Source organism: Bradyrhizobium sp. USDA 4451, from assembly GCF_054822585.1.
Window position 1 is genome coordinate 6,287,534 of the sequence record NZ_JBTRCH010000001.1, and the last position, 18,285, is coordinate 6,305,818.

At 65.3% G+C, this 18,285-nt stretch carries 18 protein-coding genes; 4 read left to right on the forward strand and 14 right to left on the reverse strand.

The window, feature by feature from the left end; genetic code table 11:
* Positions 1-25: 25 nt before the first annotated feature.
* Positions 26-361, reverse strand: coding sequence for a phasin family protein (locus ACVMB0_RS29170; protein ID WP_074129073.1), 336 nt, complete (start codon positions 359-361; stop codon positions 26-28).
* Positions 362-785: 424 nt separating this feature from the next.
* On the opposite strand from ACVMB0_RS29170, the gene ACVMB0_RS29175 reads away from it, so the two are divergent.
* Positions 786-2,579 carry a serine hydrolase gene (locus ACVMB0_RS29175; protein WP_461348455.1) on the forward strand — a complete coding sequence of 598 codons (1,794 nt, stop codon included), beginning with the start codon at positions 786-788 and terminating at the stop codon, positions 2,577-2,579.
* A gap of 289 nt (positions 2,580-2,868) precedes the next feature.
* Here the strand turns inward: ACVMB0_RS29175 and ACVMB0_RS29180 are convergent, their stop codons facing one another.
* From ACVMB0_RS29180 to ACVMB0_RS29195, 4 genes are all read right to left on the reverse strand, one after another.
* Positions 2,869-3,588 (reverse strand): DnaJ domain-containing protein, encoded by a 720-nt coding sequence (locus tag ACVMB0_RS29180; RefSeq protein ID WP_461348456.1) that lies wholly within the window; start codon positions 3,586-3,588, stop codon positions 2,869-2,871.
* Between the two features lie 100 nt (positions 3,589-3,688).
* Positions 3,689-4,429: a VWA domain-containing protein gene (locus ACVMB0_RS29185; protein WP_461348457.1), complete on the reverse strand. Its 741-nt coding sequence runs from the start codon at positions 4,427-4,429 to the stop codon at positions 3,689-3,691.
* An 88-nt stretch (positions 4,430-4,517) separates the two neighbouring features.
* Positions 4,518-5,459, reverse strand: coding sequence for an alpha/beta fold hydrolase (locus tag ACVMB0_RS29190; RefSeq protein WP_456754326.1), 942 nt, complete (start codon positions 5,457-5,459; stop codon positions 4,518-4,520).
* Between the two features lie 522 nt (positions 5,460-5,981).
* Positions 5,982-6,905 (reverse strand): division plane positioning ATPase MipZ, encoded by a 924-nt coding sequence (locus ACVMB0_RS29195; protein WP_456754325.1) that lies wholly within the window; start codon positions 6,903-6,905, stop codon positions 5,982-5,984.
* Between the two features lie 275 nt (positions 6,906-7,180).
* Here ACVMB0_RS29195 and panC point away from each other — a divergent pair, with 275 nt between their 5' ends.
* Together panC and ACVMB0_RS29205 are read left to right on the forward strand one after the other, a co-directional pair.
* The gene (gene panC / locus ACVMB0_RS29200; RefSeq protein WP_456754324.1) at positions 7,181-8,032 is read left to right on the forward strand and encodes a pantoate--beta-alanine ligase; all 852 of its coding nucleotides are present in this window, start codon (positions 7,181-7,183) and stop codon (positions 8,030-8,032) included.
* 146 nt (positions 8,033-8,178) lie between these two features.
* Complete coding sequence (locus ACVMB0_RS29205) at positions 8,179-8,925, forward strand: hypothetical protein (protein ID WP_456754323.1); 747 nt, start codon at positions 8,179-8,181, stop codon at positions 8,923-8,925.
* 41 nt (positions 8,926-8,966) lie between these two features.
* On the opposite strand, the gene ACVMB0_RS29210 is transcribed toward ACVMB0_RS29205, so the two are convergent.
* The 5 genes from ACVMB0_RS29210 to ACVMB0_RS29230 all read right to left on the reverse strand — a co-directional run bounded on the left by ACVMB0_RS29210 (position 8,967) and on the right by ACVMB0_RS29230 (position 12,208).
* A complete protein-coding gene (locus ACVMB0_RS29210; protein WP_456797942.1) occupies positions 8,967-9,407 on the reverse strand; it encodes a DUF1489 family protein in 441 nt (146 codons plus the stop codon).
* A gap of 141 nt (positions 9,408-9,548) precedes the next feature.
* The gene (locus ACVMB0_RS29215) at positions 9,549-10,496 is read right to left on the reverse strand and encodes a hypothetical protein (RefSeq protein ID WP_456754322.1); all 948 of its coding nucleotides are present in this window, start codon (positions 10,494-10,496) and stop codon (positions 9,549-9,551) included.
* Between the two features lie 152 nt (positions 10,497-10,648).
* Complete coding sequence (locus ACVMB0_RS29220; protein ID WP_092114848.1) at positions 10,649-10,852, reverse strand: hypothetical protein; 204 nt, start codon at positions 10,850-10,852, stop codon at positions 10,649-10,651.
* 217 nt (positions 10,853-11,069) lie between these two features.
* On the reverse strand, positions 11,070-11,438 hold the full coding sequence (locus ACVMB0_RS29225) for a YidB family protein (RefSeq protein WP_456754321.1): 369 nt from the start codon (positions 11,436-11,438) through the stop codon (positions 11,070-11,072).
* 116 nt (positions 11,439-11,554) lie between these two features.
* Entirely contained in the window at positions 11,555-12,208 is a 654-nt protein-coding gene (locus ACVMB0_RS29230) for a glutathione S-transferase family protein (RefSeq protein WP_456754320.1), read from the reverse strand.
* Between the two features lie 118 nt (positions 12,209-12,326).
* Here ACVMB0_RS29230 and ACVMB0_RS29235 point away from each other — a divergent pair, with 118 nt between their 5' ends.
* Positions 12,327-13,004 carry a DUF599 domain-containing protein gene (locus ACVMB0_RS29235; RefSeq protein ID WP_456754319.1) on the forward strand — a complete coding sequence of 226 codons (678 nt, stop codon included), beginning with the start codon at positions 12,327-12,329 and terminating at the stop codon, positions 13,002-13,004.
* Between the two features lie 13 nt (positions 13,005-13,017).
* On the opposite strand, the gene ACVMB0_RS29240 is transcribed toward ACVMB0_RS29235, so the two are convergent.
* The 4 genes from ACVMB0_RS29240 to ACVMB0_RS29255 form a co-directional block, all read right to left on the reverse strand.
* Entirely contained in the window at positions 13,018-13,908 is an 891-nt protein-coding gene (locus tag ACVMB0_RS29240; protein WP_461348458.1) for a hypothetical protein, read from the reverse strand.
* 177 nt (positions 13,909-14,085) lie between these two features.
* Positions 14,086-14,871, reverse strand: coding sequence for an aldo/keto reductase (locus ACVMB0_RS29245; protein WP_456754317.1), 786 nt, complete (start codon positions 14,869-14,871; stop codon positions 14,086-14,088).
* Positions 14,872-14,943: 72 nt separating this feature from the next.
* The gene (locus ACVMB0_RS29250; protein ID WP_461348459.1) at positions 14,944-16,275 is read right to left on the reverse strand and encodes a cytochrome-c peroxidase; all 1,332 of its coding nucleotides are present in this window, start codon (positions 16,273-16,275) and stop codon (positions 14,944-14,946) included.
* Positions 16,276-16,314: 39 nt separating this feature from the next.
* Positions 16,315-17,952, reverse strand: coding sequence for a phospholipase C (locus ACVMB0_RS29255; RefSeq protein ID WP_461349728.1), 1,638 nt, complete (start codon positions 17,950-17,952; stop codon positions 16,315-16,317).
* Positions 17,953-18,285 lie beyond the last annotated feature (333 nt).

An 18,285-nucleotide genomic window follows, 5' to 3' on the forward strand; every position in this document is an offset into this window, starting at 1 on the left:
TTTCGTTTGTCTTGGTCGGCGGCGCTTACTGAGCCGGCGCGAACTTGGAGACCAGGCCCTCATAGGGCTTGAAGGTCTGCTTGGCGCAGTCGCTGTAGAGACCGGCGATCTTCTGCGATTCCGACACGAAGGTCTCGTAGGACGAGCGCAGGTACTCGGTCTGTGCCTCGAGCGCCTTGTCCAGCGACTTCACGCCCGACAGCTTCTCGACGAACGACTTGGTGTCCTCGAAGGACTTCTTGGCGTAGTCGCCATAGGCGGTGGCGATCGCCTGGACGCCGCTCTGCAGGTTGTTCGCAGACGCCGTGACCGACTCGAAATGCTCTTTGCCGTAGTTCTGAATGTCTTCGATCTTGACCATGGATGGAATTCCTTTTCCCAGACTTGAAGGCGCAAATTCCCATTGCCGGGAAGCTTCCCGGCCCCCTGACAACGATTGAAATATCGCATCGCACAATAAAGTCAATAAATATTGTGCGTCGCACAACGGTATTTGCCCGAATCCTGGGCATTTGCAATAAACCCCGGGGGACTACGCAACGGTTGCTTAATCTTTTGGAAACTCGGGCCGCCTAACCTGATTCCCGGACTTTGTTCGCCTTCCGACAAGCAGCCTTGAAAGCTGTTTGTGAACAACACCTTAGCTAGAAGAGCGACCTGAGCCGCCACCAGGGCCGAGGGTTCTGTCCGACGTGGTCTGTTGCGCAGGCAAGGATCGATGGCCGCCGGGCACAATTTCGCCCAACGAGCCAGTGATCTAGATAGAAATTGGGACGGGGAAGTAGATGCTTCGAACAACCTTGGCTTCCTCGCGGGCGCTGCGAGTTGGCGTTCTTGGGCTCGTGACCGTCACGACGGCGATCCTGATCACCAGTGACAGCGCCGAGGCGCGCCGCCACCGGCGCCACACTGTGCGGCACCATCAGAGCGAGGCCGCGCGCGAGAGCTACAGCCCGCAATTCGCATCGATCGTGGTCGACGGCAACACCGGCTCGGTGCTGACGTCAAACAGCCCCGACGGCCTGCGGCACCCCGCCTCGCTCACCAAGATCATGACGCTCTATCTGCTGTTCGAGCGCCTCGAGTCCGGGAAGATGAAGCTCGATACCGAGATGCCGGTGTCCGAGCACGCCTCCGAACAGGACCCGACCAAGCTCGGCTTGCGGCCCGGCCAGACCATCCGCGTCGAGGACGCGATCAAGGGCCTCGTCACCCGCTCCGCCAATGACGCCGCCGTCGTGATCGCCGAGGCGGTCGGCGGCAGCGAAGACGATTTCGCCCGGATGATGACCCGCAAGGCCCGTGCGCTCGGCATGAGCCGGACCACCTACCGCAATGCCTCCGGCCTGCCCAATGACGAGCAGATCACGACCGCGCGCGATCAGGCGACGCTCGGCCGCGCCATCCAGGATCGCTTCCCGCGCTACTATCGCTACTTTTCGACGACGGCGTTCAATTTCCGCGGCCACACCATCACCGGGCACAATCGGCTGCTCGGCAGCGTCGAGGGCGTCGACGGCATCAAGACCGGCTACACCCGCGCCTCCGGCTTCAACCTCGTGACCTCGATCCACCGCGGCAATCGCTTCCTGGTCGGCGTGGTGCTCGGCGGCCGCAGCGGCGGCTCGCGCGACGCCATCATGCGCAACCTGCTCGCCGAGAACATCGGCAAGGGCGCGACCACCCGCACGGCCGCCGCCATCACCGAGCGCAACCCGGCCGACGCCAATGTCGAGGTTGCCGATGCGGACGATGCGCGCGCCGCGGCGGAGACCACGCCGGTCGCAGCCTCCGAACCCGCCCCGACTCCCATGCCGGCGCCGCGTCCGGCCAGCAAGCCGTCGCTGATGGCCGCCGCAGCCGCCGCCCTGCCGCCGCTCCCGGCCAAGCCGGAGCCGCAGGCCAAGCCCGAACCGGCGCCGCTGACCTCCGGCGTGATCCAGACCCAGCAGCTCGCCGCAATCCCCGGCTCGGCTGAACCGATGAAGCCGGTCAAGGTGAAGACCGTGCAGGTCAAAGCCGGCCAGGTCAGGCTCGCTGCCGCGGGCCCGGCGCAGTCGGCGCCGCCGATCACCAGCACGATCCCGTCGCGCGGCGAGATTCCCGAGACCTCCAATGCGATGATGGCCCGCGCCGCCGAGACCTCGCGGCCCGAGATGCCGCCGCAGCCGGCCAATTTCGGCACCGGCAACGGCATCCTCGGCGTGCTGCCGGCCGCTTCCGTCCAGGCACCCGCCGCGCAGGCGGCGCCGCAGGCGGTGGCATCGATCGAGCCCGCCACCCGCAGCCTGCAAGCGGCTCCGCAGAGCAGCGCCGTCAAGCCGGCCGCCGCGCATACCGGCTGGATCATCCAGGTCGGCGCGCTGGAGTCCGAAGGCGAAGCCAACAAGCGCATCGATCTCGCGCGCAGCTCGGCCCGCGGCCTGCTCAGCAGGGCCGATCCGTTCACCGAAGTCGTCGCCAAGGACAATCGCAAGCTCTACCGGGCGCGCTTTGCCGGTCTGGAGCGCGATCAGGCCGAAGCGGCCTGCAAGACGCTGAAGCGCGCCGAGATCTCCTGCATCACCGTGCGCAACTGATCGACAGCATCACTTGATCCCAAGGGATCCCGGGAGATCAGAAGAGATCCCAAGGCATACCAAGGGCCGGCGCCGCAAGCGCCGGCCCTTTTGCTTTGCCGGCTGCGTTGCATGGCCGGCACAAATGCCCTCCCGATGCGCGCGGCGCCGTTATGAAAACTTCTCGTCAAGATTTTACGGTTAAGTTTTCCCGAAACAACGATCGGCCACGCCGGACAGCGGCGGGCCAGACGGGGCATCGATCAGAGACGGAAGGCAGCTCTCGGCTGTGGCGTTGGTAGCGTCGGAGTTAGAGATGCGTGCGAAGCAGAGTATCCTTGGCCTCGTTCACACGGGCCGCGAGGTACGTCGAGCCCCCCTGGTCGGGATGGAGTTTCTTCATCAGGGTACGGTGAGCCCGGCCGATGTCGTCACGCGACGCGCCCGGCTGCAGGCCAAGGATCTGATAGGCCTCCTCATCGGTCATTTTGCCACTCGGCGCCGCGCGGCCGTGCCCCCCTGCCCGGTTTCCCTGTGCGTCCTGACGCCAGGCGGGAAAACGGCGGTCCAGATAGCTTTCAAGTAACGCGACGCTTTCGGCATCGAAGCTCGGGACCATCGCCAGCAGCTGCGCGAGGTCGAATTCGTCGAGCATGCGGCCGGCCTGCGGTCCGGCCACGATCTGGCCCGTGAGCACGCCGCTGCCGTGATCGAGGCTCATATCGAGATATTGCGAGCGCACCCGCGAGCTTTGTCCGGGTCTGCGCGTCCCGCCGAACATGCCGCCGAAATTGGGAAAGCCTGATGTCCCGAACGGCGACCAGCCGAGCAGTCCGGCGCCGAAAATGCCGAGCGGGATCGCCACCGCGAGCTCGCCCCGCACGCCGGTGAAGGCCGCGACGGCCAACGCGAGCACCCCGCCGCCGATCTTGATCGCACGCGCAAGCACGGCGGGATTGGCCGCACGAAACATCTGCAGCGCGGAATAAAGGACGACAACGGCGACGACGCCGGCGATCAGGGTTGGCATGCGCGGAATATAAGCGGCCCGGCGGCAAAAAGCATGCGAAGCTTCGTCTCACCGGCGCGTGAACCGCTGCCGCGTCACCGCGGTCTCCGATGACGCAGGGCTATTTCATCTGGCCGATCAGCTTCGCCGCGCCGTTCGCGGTCTTGGCCAGTTGCAGCAGCGCCTCACGGCCGCCGGCGGCATAGGCTGCGGCGGCGCGCAGCAATTCGCGGAGCTGCGCGGCCGCACCGGGATCGAACCTGCACCATGCGCCGCCGGTCAGCCGCGCGATCTCGCGAAAGGCCTGCTCGGCGGTCGCGTCCGCGCCTTCCTGGAACATGAAGACCGGCACCTTGAGCAAACCAAGCTCGCCGGCCTTGGCGCAGAGCTCGTCGGCGTTCTCCTCCATCGCGTCGCCCACGAACACCAGGGCGCGCACGCCCGAGGCGACCGCCTCGCGGCGCGTCTCCGTCAGCACCTTGCCGATCTGGGTATTGCCGCCCTGGCAATCGATCTTGCTCATCAGCCGCGCGAGCTGCGCGCTGTCGGAGATCCAGCCGGTGGCACGGCACTCATGAAAGCCGCGGTAGTAGACGAGGCGGATGTCGAGGCTGCCGAGCGCGCCGGCCTCGCGGAACATGTCAGCCTGCAGCGTGCACGCCATGTCCCAGGTCGGCTGCCGGCTCATCGTGGCGTCGAGCGCGAACACCAATCGGCCGCGTGCGCCGGCGCGATGCGGCGACATCGCCCGCGCCTTCGCCACGAAGGCGGCGATGTCGTTGGCGCTCGATGTCGCCACGCCCGGCGCATTGGCCGGGCGCACATCGTTTCCGGATGTCGGTTTGATCGTCTTGGCGGCCATCAGCGCTTGCCTCGTACAGCAAACACTATGTGGGCCGCCATATCGGATTGGTCAACGTGGCCGGACGGCCCGCGCCACGGGCCGCCCGTCAGTTGGTGACCGACGGATCCTTCTTGGTCTCGGTCTTGGTCAGCGAGAGCGACTTCTTGACCTTGTCGGTGAAGGACTGCGGCTTCTCGACCGGCACGTAGAGCGAGACCGGACCAGGCTCCAGGATCTTCGGCGGCGCATTCCTCGTGTCGACCGGCGCAACCGCGCTGTCGGTGTCGGCCAGGAATTTATCGAGCATGGCCTGGATCGAGTCCTTGGCCTTCTCGGGCCCGGTGTCACGCATGTCGTTGTGCTGGAAGTTGGTGTTCACGACGGTGATGCCGGCCTTCTCGCACTGCTCCTCGTCCGGCACCACGCCGGGATCGGGCTTGAACTGCGAGTCATGCGAACGGAAGGACAGGATCTTGAACTTGCCGTCGGTCATGAACGGCACGCGCAGATTGTCCAGCGTCACGACCTTCTTGATCTCGTCCGGATACTGTTTGGCGAAATACATCGCGATGTCGCCGCCATTGGAATGGCCGACCATCGTCAGCTTGCTGTAGTCCGCGTTCGGCTGACGCTTCTTCATCTCCTCGATCGCGAATTTGATGTTGGTGATGCCGCGCTGATACTGCGGCAGCCGGCCGACGTAGATCTCGCCGACCTTGGTCACCATCGGTCCGTCCGACGGCAGGTCGTTCTGAATGCTGATCGCCAGATAGCCGCGCGCCGCGAACACGTTCGCGAGGAAGGAATATTCGGTGAATTTGACGGTATTGCCATGATTGAGGATCGCAACCGGCAGCGTGATCATGCCGGCGTCGGCCTGCATCTCCTTGTCGAAGCGCACGGCAACGTCGACTGCGACCGGCCGCTCATCGCGCGTCGGATCCTTGAACATGAGAGTTTCGTGACGGATAGCCCACTTGCTCGCGGTGAAATACGCCGCCGTGATCACCACGGAGAGAGAAAGCAGAACGAGAATTCCACGCTTCATGACGTCCTCGAGGTGCCCGCCTTTTCAGGGCTATTCTTGGCCGGAGACTCTTCGGCCTCCTTGTCAGGATATATGTCACAGCACCGTGACAGGAAGTCCAAATGTTGGGACTTCGCAGCACGTTCATTGTGCGGTGCACACAACCTTTGTGCAATCGCTTCTATGAAGATAGCACTGTGGCACGATAATACCTCTGGGCCAACCAGCGCATTCGCGCGACGGCGGCACGGAGGAAACCGGATTTGGGCAGCATTGTTCCGGCAAATTGGCAATGAAATGACCGGAAACCCCGCAAGAATACCGTGCTTCCGCAGCGCGCGGAAGTGACGATCGTCATCTGCTGGACGCCCGGTCCACCGGACTGCGCGCCCATTGGATTGGGAGCCGCCGAGCCACCACAGGTATCCGTAGACATATGGTCCGCGGCCTTGAGCTTCGCTTCCGCGAGGTCAGCGCCGCCGATGGCGTGAAATAGACTGACGACGTTCCATTGCCTCTCCGGCCCGCAGCTCAACGGCTGGGCTAGCTGCCGATGATGTCGTCGAGTTCCAGCGGCTTGTCGACCTGGCTGAACCATTCGGCCCGGTTGGCGGCCCGGCGGCGGCCGCGCTCGTCGAGCGGCAGCTTGAGCTGGCGCAGCAGGCTCATCACCTCCTCGCGCGCGGTGACGTGGCCGAGGCTCGGGCGGGTGCCGAGCGTCGCCTCGTCAATGTCGTCGAGCGCGGTCAGCCCGCGCGGGAAGAACTCGCGATAGACCACCCGCTCGGCAAAGCCGTCGACCGAACGGAACCCGAGCCGCAGCGACAGCTGCTTGAGACCGTCGGCGACCAACTGCTTGTTGCGCGAGCCGAGCATCGACAGCCGGTTGCGCACCACGATCCAGTCGGTCGAGGCGCCGTCGATCTGGCGGCGCTTGCGCCTGGTGTCGCGCACCATCTCGGCGTAGTGGCTCTCGCCGGTCACCGCGTAGGTGGCGGGGTCGACGGTGCCCAGCACGTCGAAATCGAGGAAGCTGTCGTTGATCGGCGTCACCAGCGTGTCGGCCATCGAATGCGCGAGCCGCATCAGGTAGCTGTCGGACCCCGGGGTATCGATCACGATGAAATCATAGGCACGTTCCACCGCGCTCACCGCTGCCATGAACTGCTCGAATTCGGTGTTCTCGTTGTCCTCGATTTGCATCGTCTCGCCGTATTTGATGCAGTGATGCGCCGGCAGCTCGAGGTCGATCCCGCTGCGCCGCGCCCAGGCCTGGCGATTGCTGATGTAGCGGGTGAAGCTTTGCTGGCGGCAGTCGAGATCGATGCTGGCGACGCGCTGTCCGGCCTTCAAGAGCGCGACGGCGATATGCAGGGCGGTGGTCGACTTGCCCGAACCACCCTTCTCGTTTCCCAGCACAACGACATGTGCGGAGCCGGACTGACCCTGACTAGCCTGCACCAACATGATTCAATCCCCGGCGATGATCTTCAAATCGAGCACGCCTGCGGTCAAGTGAAATGCATCACTGCGAGAGGAAATCAATTGCAGGCGTCCTTAATGATGAATCGAACGCGCACGCCTGCTGCGTCGATCGGCGGCACGCCGCCTGCGATCCATGCGGATGCGAGATCGGGTAATGCTTGCGCGGCGGTTTGCCGATAGCGGATCGGACTTGGTAAGGTCCGCCGCCTGCCGAACGCCGAACATCCCACCCCGGTTGCCCCACGAGTCGAGACCAGATGCCGAGAAATCCCACCGTCGTCCGTACCGTCCCTGCCCTTCGTCGCGCCGTCGACGCCCTGCGCGCCAAGAAGGCGACTGTCGCGCTGGTCCCAACCATGGGTGCGCTCCATGACGGCCATGTGTCGCTGGTGCGGCTCGCCAAGCGCCGCGCCAAGCGGGTCGTGGTCTCGATCTTCGTCAACCCGACGCAGTTCGCGCCGACGGAAGATTTCGGATCGTATCCGCGCACCTGGAAGCAAGACCTCGCCAAGCTCGCAGCCGAAGGCGTCGACCTGATCTGGCACCCCGAGGTGAAGGCGATGTATCCGGATGGCTTCGCCACACGGATCGTGCCGGAGGGACCGGCCACCGCGGGACTGGAGGATCGCTTCCGGCCGCATTTCTTCGGCGGCGTCGCCACCGTGGTCGGCAAGCTGTTCACGCAGGTCCGGCCCGATGTCGCGATCTTCGGCGAGAAGGATTTTCAGCAGCTCCGGGTGGTCACCCAGATGGCCGCCGATCTCGACCTCGGCGTCAAGGTGGTCGGATCCAAGACGGTGCGTGAACGCGACGGCCTCGCGATGTCGTCGCGCAACGTCTACCTCTCGGCCGAGGAACGGCGCGCCGCCCCCGCGCTCAACCGGGTGATGAAGCAAGCGGCAGGCCGCCTGCGCGCCGGCGAGAACACCGCAACCGTCATGGCCGACGGCGCCGCCGAGATCGCCAAGGCCGGCTTCGTGCTGGATTATCTCGAGGTCCGCCACGCCGCCTCGCTGGCGCCGATCGGCTCGCTGAAGGACGGCCCGATGCGGATGCTGGTGGCGGCCAGGCTCGGCAGCACCCGTCTGATCGACAACATCGCGGTCTGAAATCCGGATCGGCAAAAGTGTGAGGCGGTTCACGCGCAAACAGGCTGCGAGCCTGTAATGAGGGCCCGGCCTCATCTGCGCGGCCGTCTCCTGCTTGCGCCACGCGCGCGACGCGGGGATGATCGCGCGTTTCACGGGCGGTCGGAATGAGCGGGACTTTCAGGCAAGGCATTGGTCTCGGCATCGCGCTATTGGCCGCAGGCCTTTCGCAGGCGCAGACCCGGCCGCCGGTCGGCGGCGTCAATTCGGTACCCGGCGCGATGATCTTCTATGTCGCGCATGGCGCGCCCGATGCCTGCGGGCCGGGCTGTTCGGACTGGATCGCCGCCGAAGGCTCGGTGCAGTGGGACACCTACAAGCGCCTGCTGGCGATCCTCGACCGCCAGAACGGCCGCAAGCTGCCGGTGGTGATCAACGTCAAAGGGAATTCCAACCTCAATGTCGCGGCCAGCCTCGGCCGCATCCTGCGCGATCGCGGCATCGATGCGGTGGTCGCGGCGACCGAGGTCGAGGCCTGCGCCGGAAAGTCCGAGGAGGAGTGCTTCGCGCTGAAGCGGCCCGGCGGCCCGCTGGATGCGAAGGAGAAGCTGTCCGGCATCGCCTGCGATTTCGCCTGCGTGCTGATGCTGTCGGGCGGCGTGCATCGCAGCCTGCCGGCGGGCAGCCACGTGGTGCTGAGCGGCATGGAGATCCACAACCGGCTGGCACCCAACGTCTCGGCCGAGCATCGCGAGAGCCTGACCTCGATCTTCACCGACCAGTTCCGGCGCTATCTCGGCGAGATGGGGATCGACCACGAGCTGCTCGACGTCGCCGTCAGCAACGCCGGCGGCGGCCGCTATGTCGAGATTCCGGCCTCAGAATGGGGCCGGCTGCATCTCGTGACCCAGTAATCGCGCAGAGCAATCCGATTGCTCAGAGCAATCCCGATTGCTTACAGCAATCCGAGGTCGCGCAGCTCGCGGCGCATCGGTTCGGGCATCGACGCCACGCTGGCGGCGCTCGATCTGGTGAGATCGGTCGGCGCGGAATCCGCGGTCAGATAGCGCCAGCCCTGGAACGGCCGCGTCGGCCGCGGCGACACCGCGATCACCTTGGGCTGCATCACGATGCGGCAGCGCCCGATGCCGTCCTTGTCGCGGAACGGCTCGATCGCGATGATCTTCTCGCGCGCGGCGATCTCGCCGCGGATCACCCAGTACAACGAACCGCCGGCGAGGAGCTCCTCCTCGCGCTTCGGCGTCATCCGCGTGATGTGGATATGGCGGAGCGGCAGGCCCTTTTTCTTCGCGGTCGCCATCCGCTCGGCGACCCAGCCCTTGAGTTCCTTGACGGAGTCGCAACCGACGGCGAGCTTGATGAGATGAAGCGGCATGCGCCGGATGTAGCGGCCGGCGCGGGCTTTGAAAAGGGAGCGCTGTCCACGGCAGTGGATAGCGGGATTTACGCGCACGAAACGAGGCCGTGATGACGGCTCAAGCCGCCGTCAGCACGCTCGGGCCGGCTCGGCCTCCGCTCAGTCCTGGCTCGCGGCCGCCGGCGCACTCGCCGCGGCCGGCGGCGGTGCCGCCGCGGGCGCAGCAGCCGGCGCAATCTGCACCGGCCGCTTCGCCGCGGTCGGCCGCTTCGGGGCGGCAGCAGGCGTGGCCGCGGCGCGGGCGGCCGGCGGCGGCGCGGCCGCTGCGGGCTTCGCCGGTTCCGGCGTCATGATACTGACCGGCGGCGTCGACGCCGCGCTCGGAAACTCCGCATTGGTCGGCCTGCCCGTGGGCATCGACGGCGGCAGTGCGGCGACCAGACCGGCGGCCGACGCCTGGGCAGCGGCCGGCGCATTCCAGGATCCCGCATAGCGCGTGACCAGGTTCTCGTAGGTCCGCTCGTTCATGTTGGCGATGATCTGATGATTGTCGCCGAGCGAACGGAACGCGGGGCATGCGGTCGGCGTGCAGTGGTCGCGCGCCATCAGCGCGTAGGCGACCAGGCCGTAGCGATCGTGCTCGATGGCGCGGCGCAGCGCCTGCAGCTCGGTGGTCGAATTGCGCTCCGCGGTCGCGAGGTCGCCGAGCGCGGTCAGCCGCGAGACCTGCGCCGCGGCATAGCTGACCGCCGCGGCCGCGGTATCCGATGAGCCGAACAGCACCTTCTCGCAGGCATTGAGGACGGCATCGCCGGCGAGATCGTCGATGCAGGCCAGCGCCGGCACCGTCTGGCCGGTCAATTGCGCGGTCCGTGTCTCGGCCGGCGCCGCCTGCCCGCCCGGCCCGAAGCCTCGGATCGTCGCGGCGACCGCAACCGCGATCGACAGCAGCGTAATGACGGTCAGCGCGCCATTGGCGACGGATTTTTCCGCGCGCAGCAGCGTGACCAGAACGACGATCCCAAAGAACCCCGCCGCGGCCAGGGTCAGCCACATCGGGAAGGTCGGTGAGCGCCAGATCTGATCCAGCGAGGAAGCCCAGTTCATGCGCGATGTCCCTCAACGCAGCGTAAGCACAATCGGCGGCGGCGAACGCCGCCACCCCGACGTCCAACCTTCAGCACAATGGGTCTGCGAACAGGGCCTTTTGACGGCGGCGGCGCGAAACCCGCTCCAGCCTCCGGCTTGCGCACAACTGATCAGGACAGCGCGAGCTGACTCTCCTTGGCCACCCGTTCGAAAGCTTCAGTCGAGCTCTTGATGCGGTACTGGCAGTCGTCACCATCGGTCGGCAGCAGACGGATCACCTCATAGGTGCCGCTCGCCGCCGGGCGAGCCACGTTGCTGGCCGTGAAATAGACGATCTCGCCAATCGAGTACTTATGCTTCAACGCCCTCTCCATTTTCTTAGAGATTGCAGGCCGAGCTGACAGTCCCGATAGCTCCGGCCGGCATTTTGAGAACCCTGCGGCAAGCTAGCACATCGCACCGCCCCAAATCCAGCAAGATTGAGGCATGGCAAAGCTACGATTTTTGCAGGTTTTTCAGGGCGATAGGCAGCAATTTACGTGCCAGCCGGAAATTGGAAGCCAACCCCGGCTGGAACCCGGTTCCACCGCGTCAGGCGGTGTGCGGCAGCTTGCCGTTGGGGCTCGCACTGTCGACCGCACCCGGGAGCTGCTGGGCCAGCACCTGGGACAGCTGGTCGACCGGAATGTTGAACTTGGCGGCGAGCTGCTTGACCGTGTCGCTGCCCAGCACCTCCTGGAGCTGCTGCGCCGTGATCGGCAGGTTCTGGCCGGTTCCGATCCAGGATTTGACCTGCTCGCCGAACCCGGCCTGCTCGAGCTTGGCGACGATCGCCGACAGGCCACCCTGCCCGCCATTGCCCATCACCTGGCCGAGCACGACCGGGATGACGGCCGCGCCGAGCTGGCCAAGCATGCCTTTCAGCTCCGGCGAGTTCTCCAGGGAATCCAGAATGCCCATGGTCTAAGTCCTTTCACGACTTGCAAATCCGCTGTTCCGGATTCGACGCCTTCGGCCGTGCGGCGTCAAGCCGCGATCTTTGTGAGCCCTGTCACAATTCGGAAGCGTACGGCCAGTCAGACGTCCTCGAATCGCGGGATGCGAAGCGTCTCGGCGAGGCCGTCGCGGGTCCATTCCTGGAACGCCGGAAGCTGCATCATCGCGTCGACATAGTGCTGCGCCTCCGCTCTCACCGGGATCGCGTAGGTGCGGAAACGATGCACCACGGGGGCATACATCGCGTCCGCGGCCGAGAATGCGCCGAACAGGAACGGGCCCTGCTTGCCGTAACGCGCATGGCACTCGGCCCAGATGTCCTGGATTCGCGCCGCATTGGCCTTCGCATCGTCCGACAACGCGACCGCGCGGATCGGCCGGTGCAGGTTCATGCCGCATTCGCTGCGCAGCGGCACGAAGCCGGAATGCATCTCCGCCGAGATCGCGCGGGCATGGGCGCGCGCGGCGCGGTCCGAGGGCCACAGCTCCGCCTCGGGAAATGTCTCGGCGAGATACTCGATGATCGCCAGCGAATCCCACACCGTGACCTCGCCGTCGATCAGCGTCGGCACCTTGCCGGCCTTGCTAAAGGCGAGGATGCGGTCCTTGTCGGCCTGGTCGGTATAGAGCGGAACGAAGATTTCCTCGAACGGAATGTCGTTGGCGCGCAGCGCCAGCCACGGCCGCATCGACCATGACGAATAGTTCTTGTTGCCGATGACGAGCTTGAGCATGTCCTGGGGAATCCTGTTGCCACGCCAGTTTGCCATAGTGCATTGCACGCGTTCAACCTGTACATGACGCGGGATGCGGCGCGGAGCGGCAGCCCGCGCGTTGACGAAGGAAGGCACCATGACCGGCTATTGGGTCGACATCCTGGCCGTCGGCTTCTTTGCGCTGGAGTGGCTGGTCTACGCCATCACGCTGGAGCACACCGCCTATGGGCGCGACAGCCTGTCGGCACGAATGCATGTCTATCGCGAGATCTGGGTGCGGAATCTGCTGCACCGCGAGGCGCGGATGGTTGATATGCAGATCATGGCCTCCTTGCAGAACGGCACCGCGTTCTTTGCCTCCACCAGCCTGATCGCGATCGGCGGCGCGCTGGCGCTGCTGCGCGCCACCAATGACGCGCTCGCCGTGCTCGGTGCGCTGCCGGTCAATCTCTCGCCCTCGCCCGCGCTGTGGGAGATCAAGTGCATCGGCCTGATCCTGATCTTCATCTACACCTTCTTCAAATTCGCCTGGGCCTATCGCCTGTTCAACTACGTTGCGATCCTGTTCGGCGCGATGCCGCCGGCCGGCCAGCGCGACACGCCGGAGGCGGAGGCCCATGTGATCCGCACCACGCGGCTGTTCGAGACCGCGGGCCGGCACTTCAACCGCGGCCAGCGCGCGTTCTTCTTCGCGCTCGGCTATCTCGGCTGGTTCCTCAGCCCCTGGGTGCTGTTCATCACGACAGCCGCGGTCGTGATCGTGATCTGGCGCCGGCAGTTCGCCTCGAACGCCTGGCAGGCGATGGGAAGCTGAAAGCTGCTGCCGCTCACGACGCGAAATCGCGCGGCGTGAAGTCGAGGTCGAGCACCTTCCATTCGCCGTAGCGCTCATTCGGCAGCATCGCATAGGGCTGGCAGGCCTGCAGCGCCTCGGTCGCGCTTTTCAGCAGCAGCGGCCCCTTCTCCGACGCGGTGGCCTCGATCAGCAACGGCGATGCGGCGAGCTTGCCGTCAGGCGTCATGAACACCCGGAGCTTGATCCTGACGTCATCGCTCGTGCTCACGTTCGCCGGGAGCTTCAGGCAGGTCTTCAGGTGGCGACGGAATTCCGCCGCCACGCTGGAGCCGACATCGGCCTGCTCGGTGGCCGCCGCGTCGAAATTGTCCTTGCCGGGCCCGGGACCCGACGGCGCATCGGCGGCCGGCTTCACGGAGATGTCGGGCGGCAGGCCGAGCATCACGTTGTATTTCACCGACAGGTCAGGCTCGGGCTGCGTATAGGCAGGCGGTGACGCCGCCGCCTGTTGCTGCGGCATCGGCTGGGGCATCGGTGGCGTCTGCGTCGCCGGCGGCGGCTCGGCCGCGGCATGTTGCGGCGACGGGCTGGCCTTGGGCGCCGGTGGCGTCGCCTGCTTCGGCGCCGGCTGCTGCTTCTGCGGCGCTTGTGCCTGAGCTGCCGCTTCGGGCTTGGCGGAGTCGACCGGCTTGTCGAGCGACGGCAACCGCAATTCAGGCGTCGGCGACGGGCTCGGCACCGGCTCGAGCTCGGTCTTGGTCTCGGTCCTGGCGACCTCCTGCGGCGTCACGATCTCGACCGGCACCGTGTCAGCGGCGACGGGATCGAACTGATGGACTTCGGAATACAGGAAAATCAGCGCGAGCAGCATCAGGTGCACGAACACCGATGCCAACATGTCCGCGTTTGGCCGAAACTTCATCCCGCTCGATCACATCAGTGATGTCTCCCCGCCGGCAACATTACCGGCCGGAACCCGCCTGCCTCAATCCCCCTCCGGTTCAAATCGGGAAAGCGGCCAGCGCGCAATAGCATGATCCGGGCTGCTGCCCAGCGATTTTCCGCACAATGATGCCCTGGCAAGCAGCGCATCGGCCGATCAACGTGCGCCGGCGCCGGCCATCGCCGAAATCTCGGCCATATCCGCATCCGACAGCTCGAAATCGAAGATGTCGATGTTCTCCTGGAGCCGCTCGAGCTTCGAGGTGCGCGGGATCGCGGACACATTCTGTTGCACCAGCCAGCGCAGGCAGATTTGGGCCGCCGTCTTGCGATAGCGGTCGCCGATCCGCGCCAGCGCGCGGTCGCCCTTGACCCGCCCTTTCGCGATCGGACTGTAGGCGACGAACGCCATGCCATGGCGCACGCAGGCCTCGATCACATCGGCCTGGGCGACATAGGGATGGTACTGGACCTGATCGCAGGCGAGCGGCTCGGGGCACGCCGCCACCGCCTCCTCGATCAGCGGCACATTGAAGTTCGAAACGCCGATATGCCGCGCCAGTCCCGCTTGCTTGACCCGCGCCAATGCGCCGAGCGTCTCGGCCAGCGGCACTTGCGGATTGGGCCAATGCAGCAACAGCAGATCGACCTCGGTCAGGCGCAGCCGCGCCAGGCTCTCTTTGGCGGAGCGCTCGAGATCCTTCGCCATGAAATGCGTGGTCCAGATCTTGGTGGTGACGAACACGTCGTCGCGCTTGATGCCGGAGGCGCGCAGCCCCTCGCCGACCTCGCGCTCATTGTCGTAAATCTGAGCAGTGTCGATGTGCCGGTAGCCGAGCCGCAGCGCCTGCTCGACGATGCGCGCGCAGGTCCGCCCGCGCAACTCCCATGTGCCGAGCCCGATCGCGGGGATTTTGGCGCCGTTGCCTTCGACGACATTCATGTGCCCATTATGCGCGCCTGGCGGAGGCCTGCCAACTCACGTATCGGTTCCGCCGGTGACGGTGACCACGGTTCACCGCTCCGGCTGGTAACCGTCGGTCAATGTCTTCAGGAAGGCGATGATGTCCGCTTCGTCCTGCGACGTCATTGCCGGCGTCTCGCCGGGATGGCGCTCGAACGGCGGATCGCTGACGTCGACATTGCCGTGATATTTCTCCGGCAGGTCGTCGTATTTCTGCACCGTTCCGCTGGCGGTGCGCGGAAACACCTTCTCCGGATTGGTATCGCGGAAATTATAGAAGTCGAGCACCTGCTCGAGGCTGGTGAAGACGCCGTTGTGGAAGAATGCGCGGCGCGTTGCGGTGTTGCGCAGGGTCGGCGTCAGAAACATTCCGCAATATTGCGTCTGCTCGGCGATGTCGGTGCGATACGGGCCGCAGACCCCGAGATCGAAATGATCGGGATCGCGGTTGCCGGCGAGCGCGGCGTTGCGCGGCGCGCCGAGCGCTTCGTACTGATGGTCGGTGAACAGCGGCGGCAGCCCGTCGCGGGTCGTCTGCGAGGTGTGGCAGCCGCCGCAATTGGCTTTCTCCGGATCGTTGAAGAGTTGCAGGCCACGCAGCTCGCTCTCGCTGAGCCGCGCCCTGCCCTCCAGCCAGTAGTCGAACTTGCTGGTGTAGGGATGGAAGCTCGGCTCCTCGACCTGATAGCGCGCAACCGCGAACATCGCCTCGGCGACCAACAGCCGCGTATTGTCGAAAACGCCGGCGCCGAACAGTTCGGCAAAGCGCGAGGCGTAGCTCGCCTGGCGCAGCTTCTGCGCCACCACCTCGATGCTGCCGCCGTCCATCTCGTTGGGATCGAGCAGCGGGAAGAGCGCCTGATCCTGCAGCGTATCGGCGCGGCCGTCCCAGAACAGCCCACCCTGCGGCACGATGTTGACCGCAGACGCGGCCGTGCCGGTCGCAACCTTCCTGGCGCGCACGGCCTGCTGGCCGGCTGCGGCCAGTTGCGCGAAGTCGACGACGTTGTCGTCCTCGTCCTTCTCCGGACCGATGCTGAAATTCGGTTGGCGCTCGAGATAGGTCAGGCCGGGAACGGCCCGCGTGCCTTGCCGGGATTGCGTCGGCCCGCCGAGCATGACCGGCCCATCATTGGGCGGACCATAGGCGTGGTCCGGGCTGTGACAGGATGCGCATGACAATGCGCCCGACGACGACAGCGAGGCGTCGAAGAAGATCATCTGACCAAGCTGCGCCATGCCGGACAGCGGAGCGACCGGCGGACGCCTGAGCTGCACCGGGTTCGGATTTGTCCCCGGCAGCCGCTCGGTCTCGACAGCCGCAACGGCGCCGGCCATGCAGAGCAGGCCGGCGCCGAGAAGCCACAAGATGCGGCCGTTCATATGACGTCCAGTAATCCCAAGGGCGCTAGTCCCGGAGCGTTAGTGATGGTGGTGCTCGTCGGGCGGGCTGACGATGACGGTGCCGGCGGTCGGATCGAGGAACAGCGTATCCTGCCGGTACTCGTGATCCTGGCCATGGCCGCGATCGAAGTCGAACAGGTCCGCGATCGATTCGACGCTGTCGTCGAACGAGCCGCCGCCGAGACGCTGGCCATGCAGCCAGTTGTCCTCGATGAAGCGCACCACGGAGGCCTGCGAGATCAGCGTGTGGCTGACGTAGTTCCGCTTGGCGAACGGCGAGATGACGATGAACGGGGTACGCGTACCCGGTCCGCAGCGGCCGTTGACCGGCTTGCCTTCGAGGCCCTTCGGCTGGGTCTGCTTGCCGATGCCGCGGCCGCACTGGCCGGGACCGTTGACCTGGTCGGCGGTCGGATCATACGAGGCGCTGATCGGCGCGAGGTACTGATGGTCGTACCAGCCGTCCGAGTCGTCATAGGTGATGATGACCGCGGTCTCGCCCCACTCCTTCTGCTTCTGCAGGAAATTGATCAGCTCGACATTGCCCGCCTGCTCGTCGAGCGGATCGGAGTTGCCGGGATGACCGTCCTGATAGGCCGGCATCTTGATGTAGGAGACGGCCGGGAAATTGCCGGCCTTCACCGAGGCATAGAAGTCCTCGAGATCGTAGGCATGGTTGGCCGGGTCGACCGTCTTGCTGCCGGGCACGTAGGTGTGGCCGATGGCGTTCACCGAGCTCGGCCGCGCATGGGTCGGATTGGCGGTCGACTTGTAGTACTGGAACCAGGCGTGGTGCGGGATGTAGTCCACGATGGTGCCGTTGACGTTGCTCGAGAAGGTGCTGCGGGCGCAGCTGGTGGTGCCGTTGGCGTTCTTCAGCGTCAGGTCGAAGCCGCCCATGAAGCTGCCCCAGCTGATCTGCTCGGCGTTGAGCAGATCGCCGATGTTCTTGCTGGTCATCAGGACCTGGCTGGTCGTGCTCGAGCAGGAGTCGTAAGCCGGGTCGGTGTCGCCGATCAGCGTCAGGCCGCCCTGGCCGTCGGCGATCGACGATGAGGTGCCGACGATGTTCTGCGCGCCGTTGGTCTGGCCGGACACCACCTCGAGCGCGCCGGGCGTCGACGGACCGAACGTGTCGGTCCAGTTGTTGTCGCTCATCGCGAAGTTCTGCGCGTAATTCCAGAACGCAGTGACGGTGTTGCCGTCGAAATAGCCCATCACCTGGCCGTTGGTGCCGAACGCGCCGACCCCGCCGGCGGTGCCGCGACCGGTGAATTTCGGAAACAGGTCTTCCTTGCCGTTGTCGACCGCCTGCTGCTCGGGCGTATAGGCGTGGTTCTGCGACTTGGTGTTGGCCTGCGTGCGGTCGAGGCGGAACGGATTGGTCGCGCCGGTGCCGTTGGCCGGATTCAGGTTCGGATTGTTGGTCAGCAGATTGGCGGTGGCGAGGTTGTTGACCCGCGGCGTGTGCGGCTTCGCGAAGAACGGGATCGACCCGGTCGGGTTAGCCGCATTCGGATAGGTCGCGAAATAATGATCGAACGAGCGGTTCTCGTTGAAGATCACGACGAGATGCTTGATCGGCGTTGCGGTGTGGATGTGGTGCGGATGATGATCATCGCCGTGATTGTCGTCCTGCGCCGCAGCGCCATACATAACCGCAGTCGCGGCGATCAGACAGACTCCGACCGTCGAAAGAAACTTGGCTTTCACGTAGTGCCCCATTTTTTAAGGATTTGTGACGTCGACCTGCGACAAGTTAGCCGCCGCCGATGACAGCTCTGTGTAAGTTTTTTGCGAGCAACACTTCGTCACAACGTTTCATCATCGCGCGTTTCGATTCACGCGTCGGTTGCAGCACTTGCGGTATTGGATTGATCTCTATCTCGACAATATGTGCATCGCGCGTCGATCCGCACCGGTGCGAGCGCGAGGCAATGGAGCGTCACGCACGGCGACGACGGCGAGTGCGTGCCAGAGCTTTTCGAG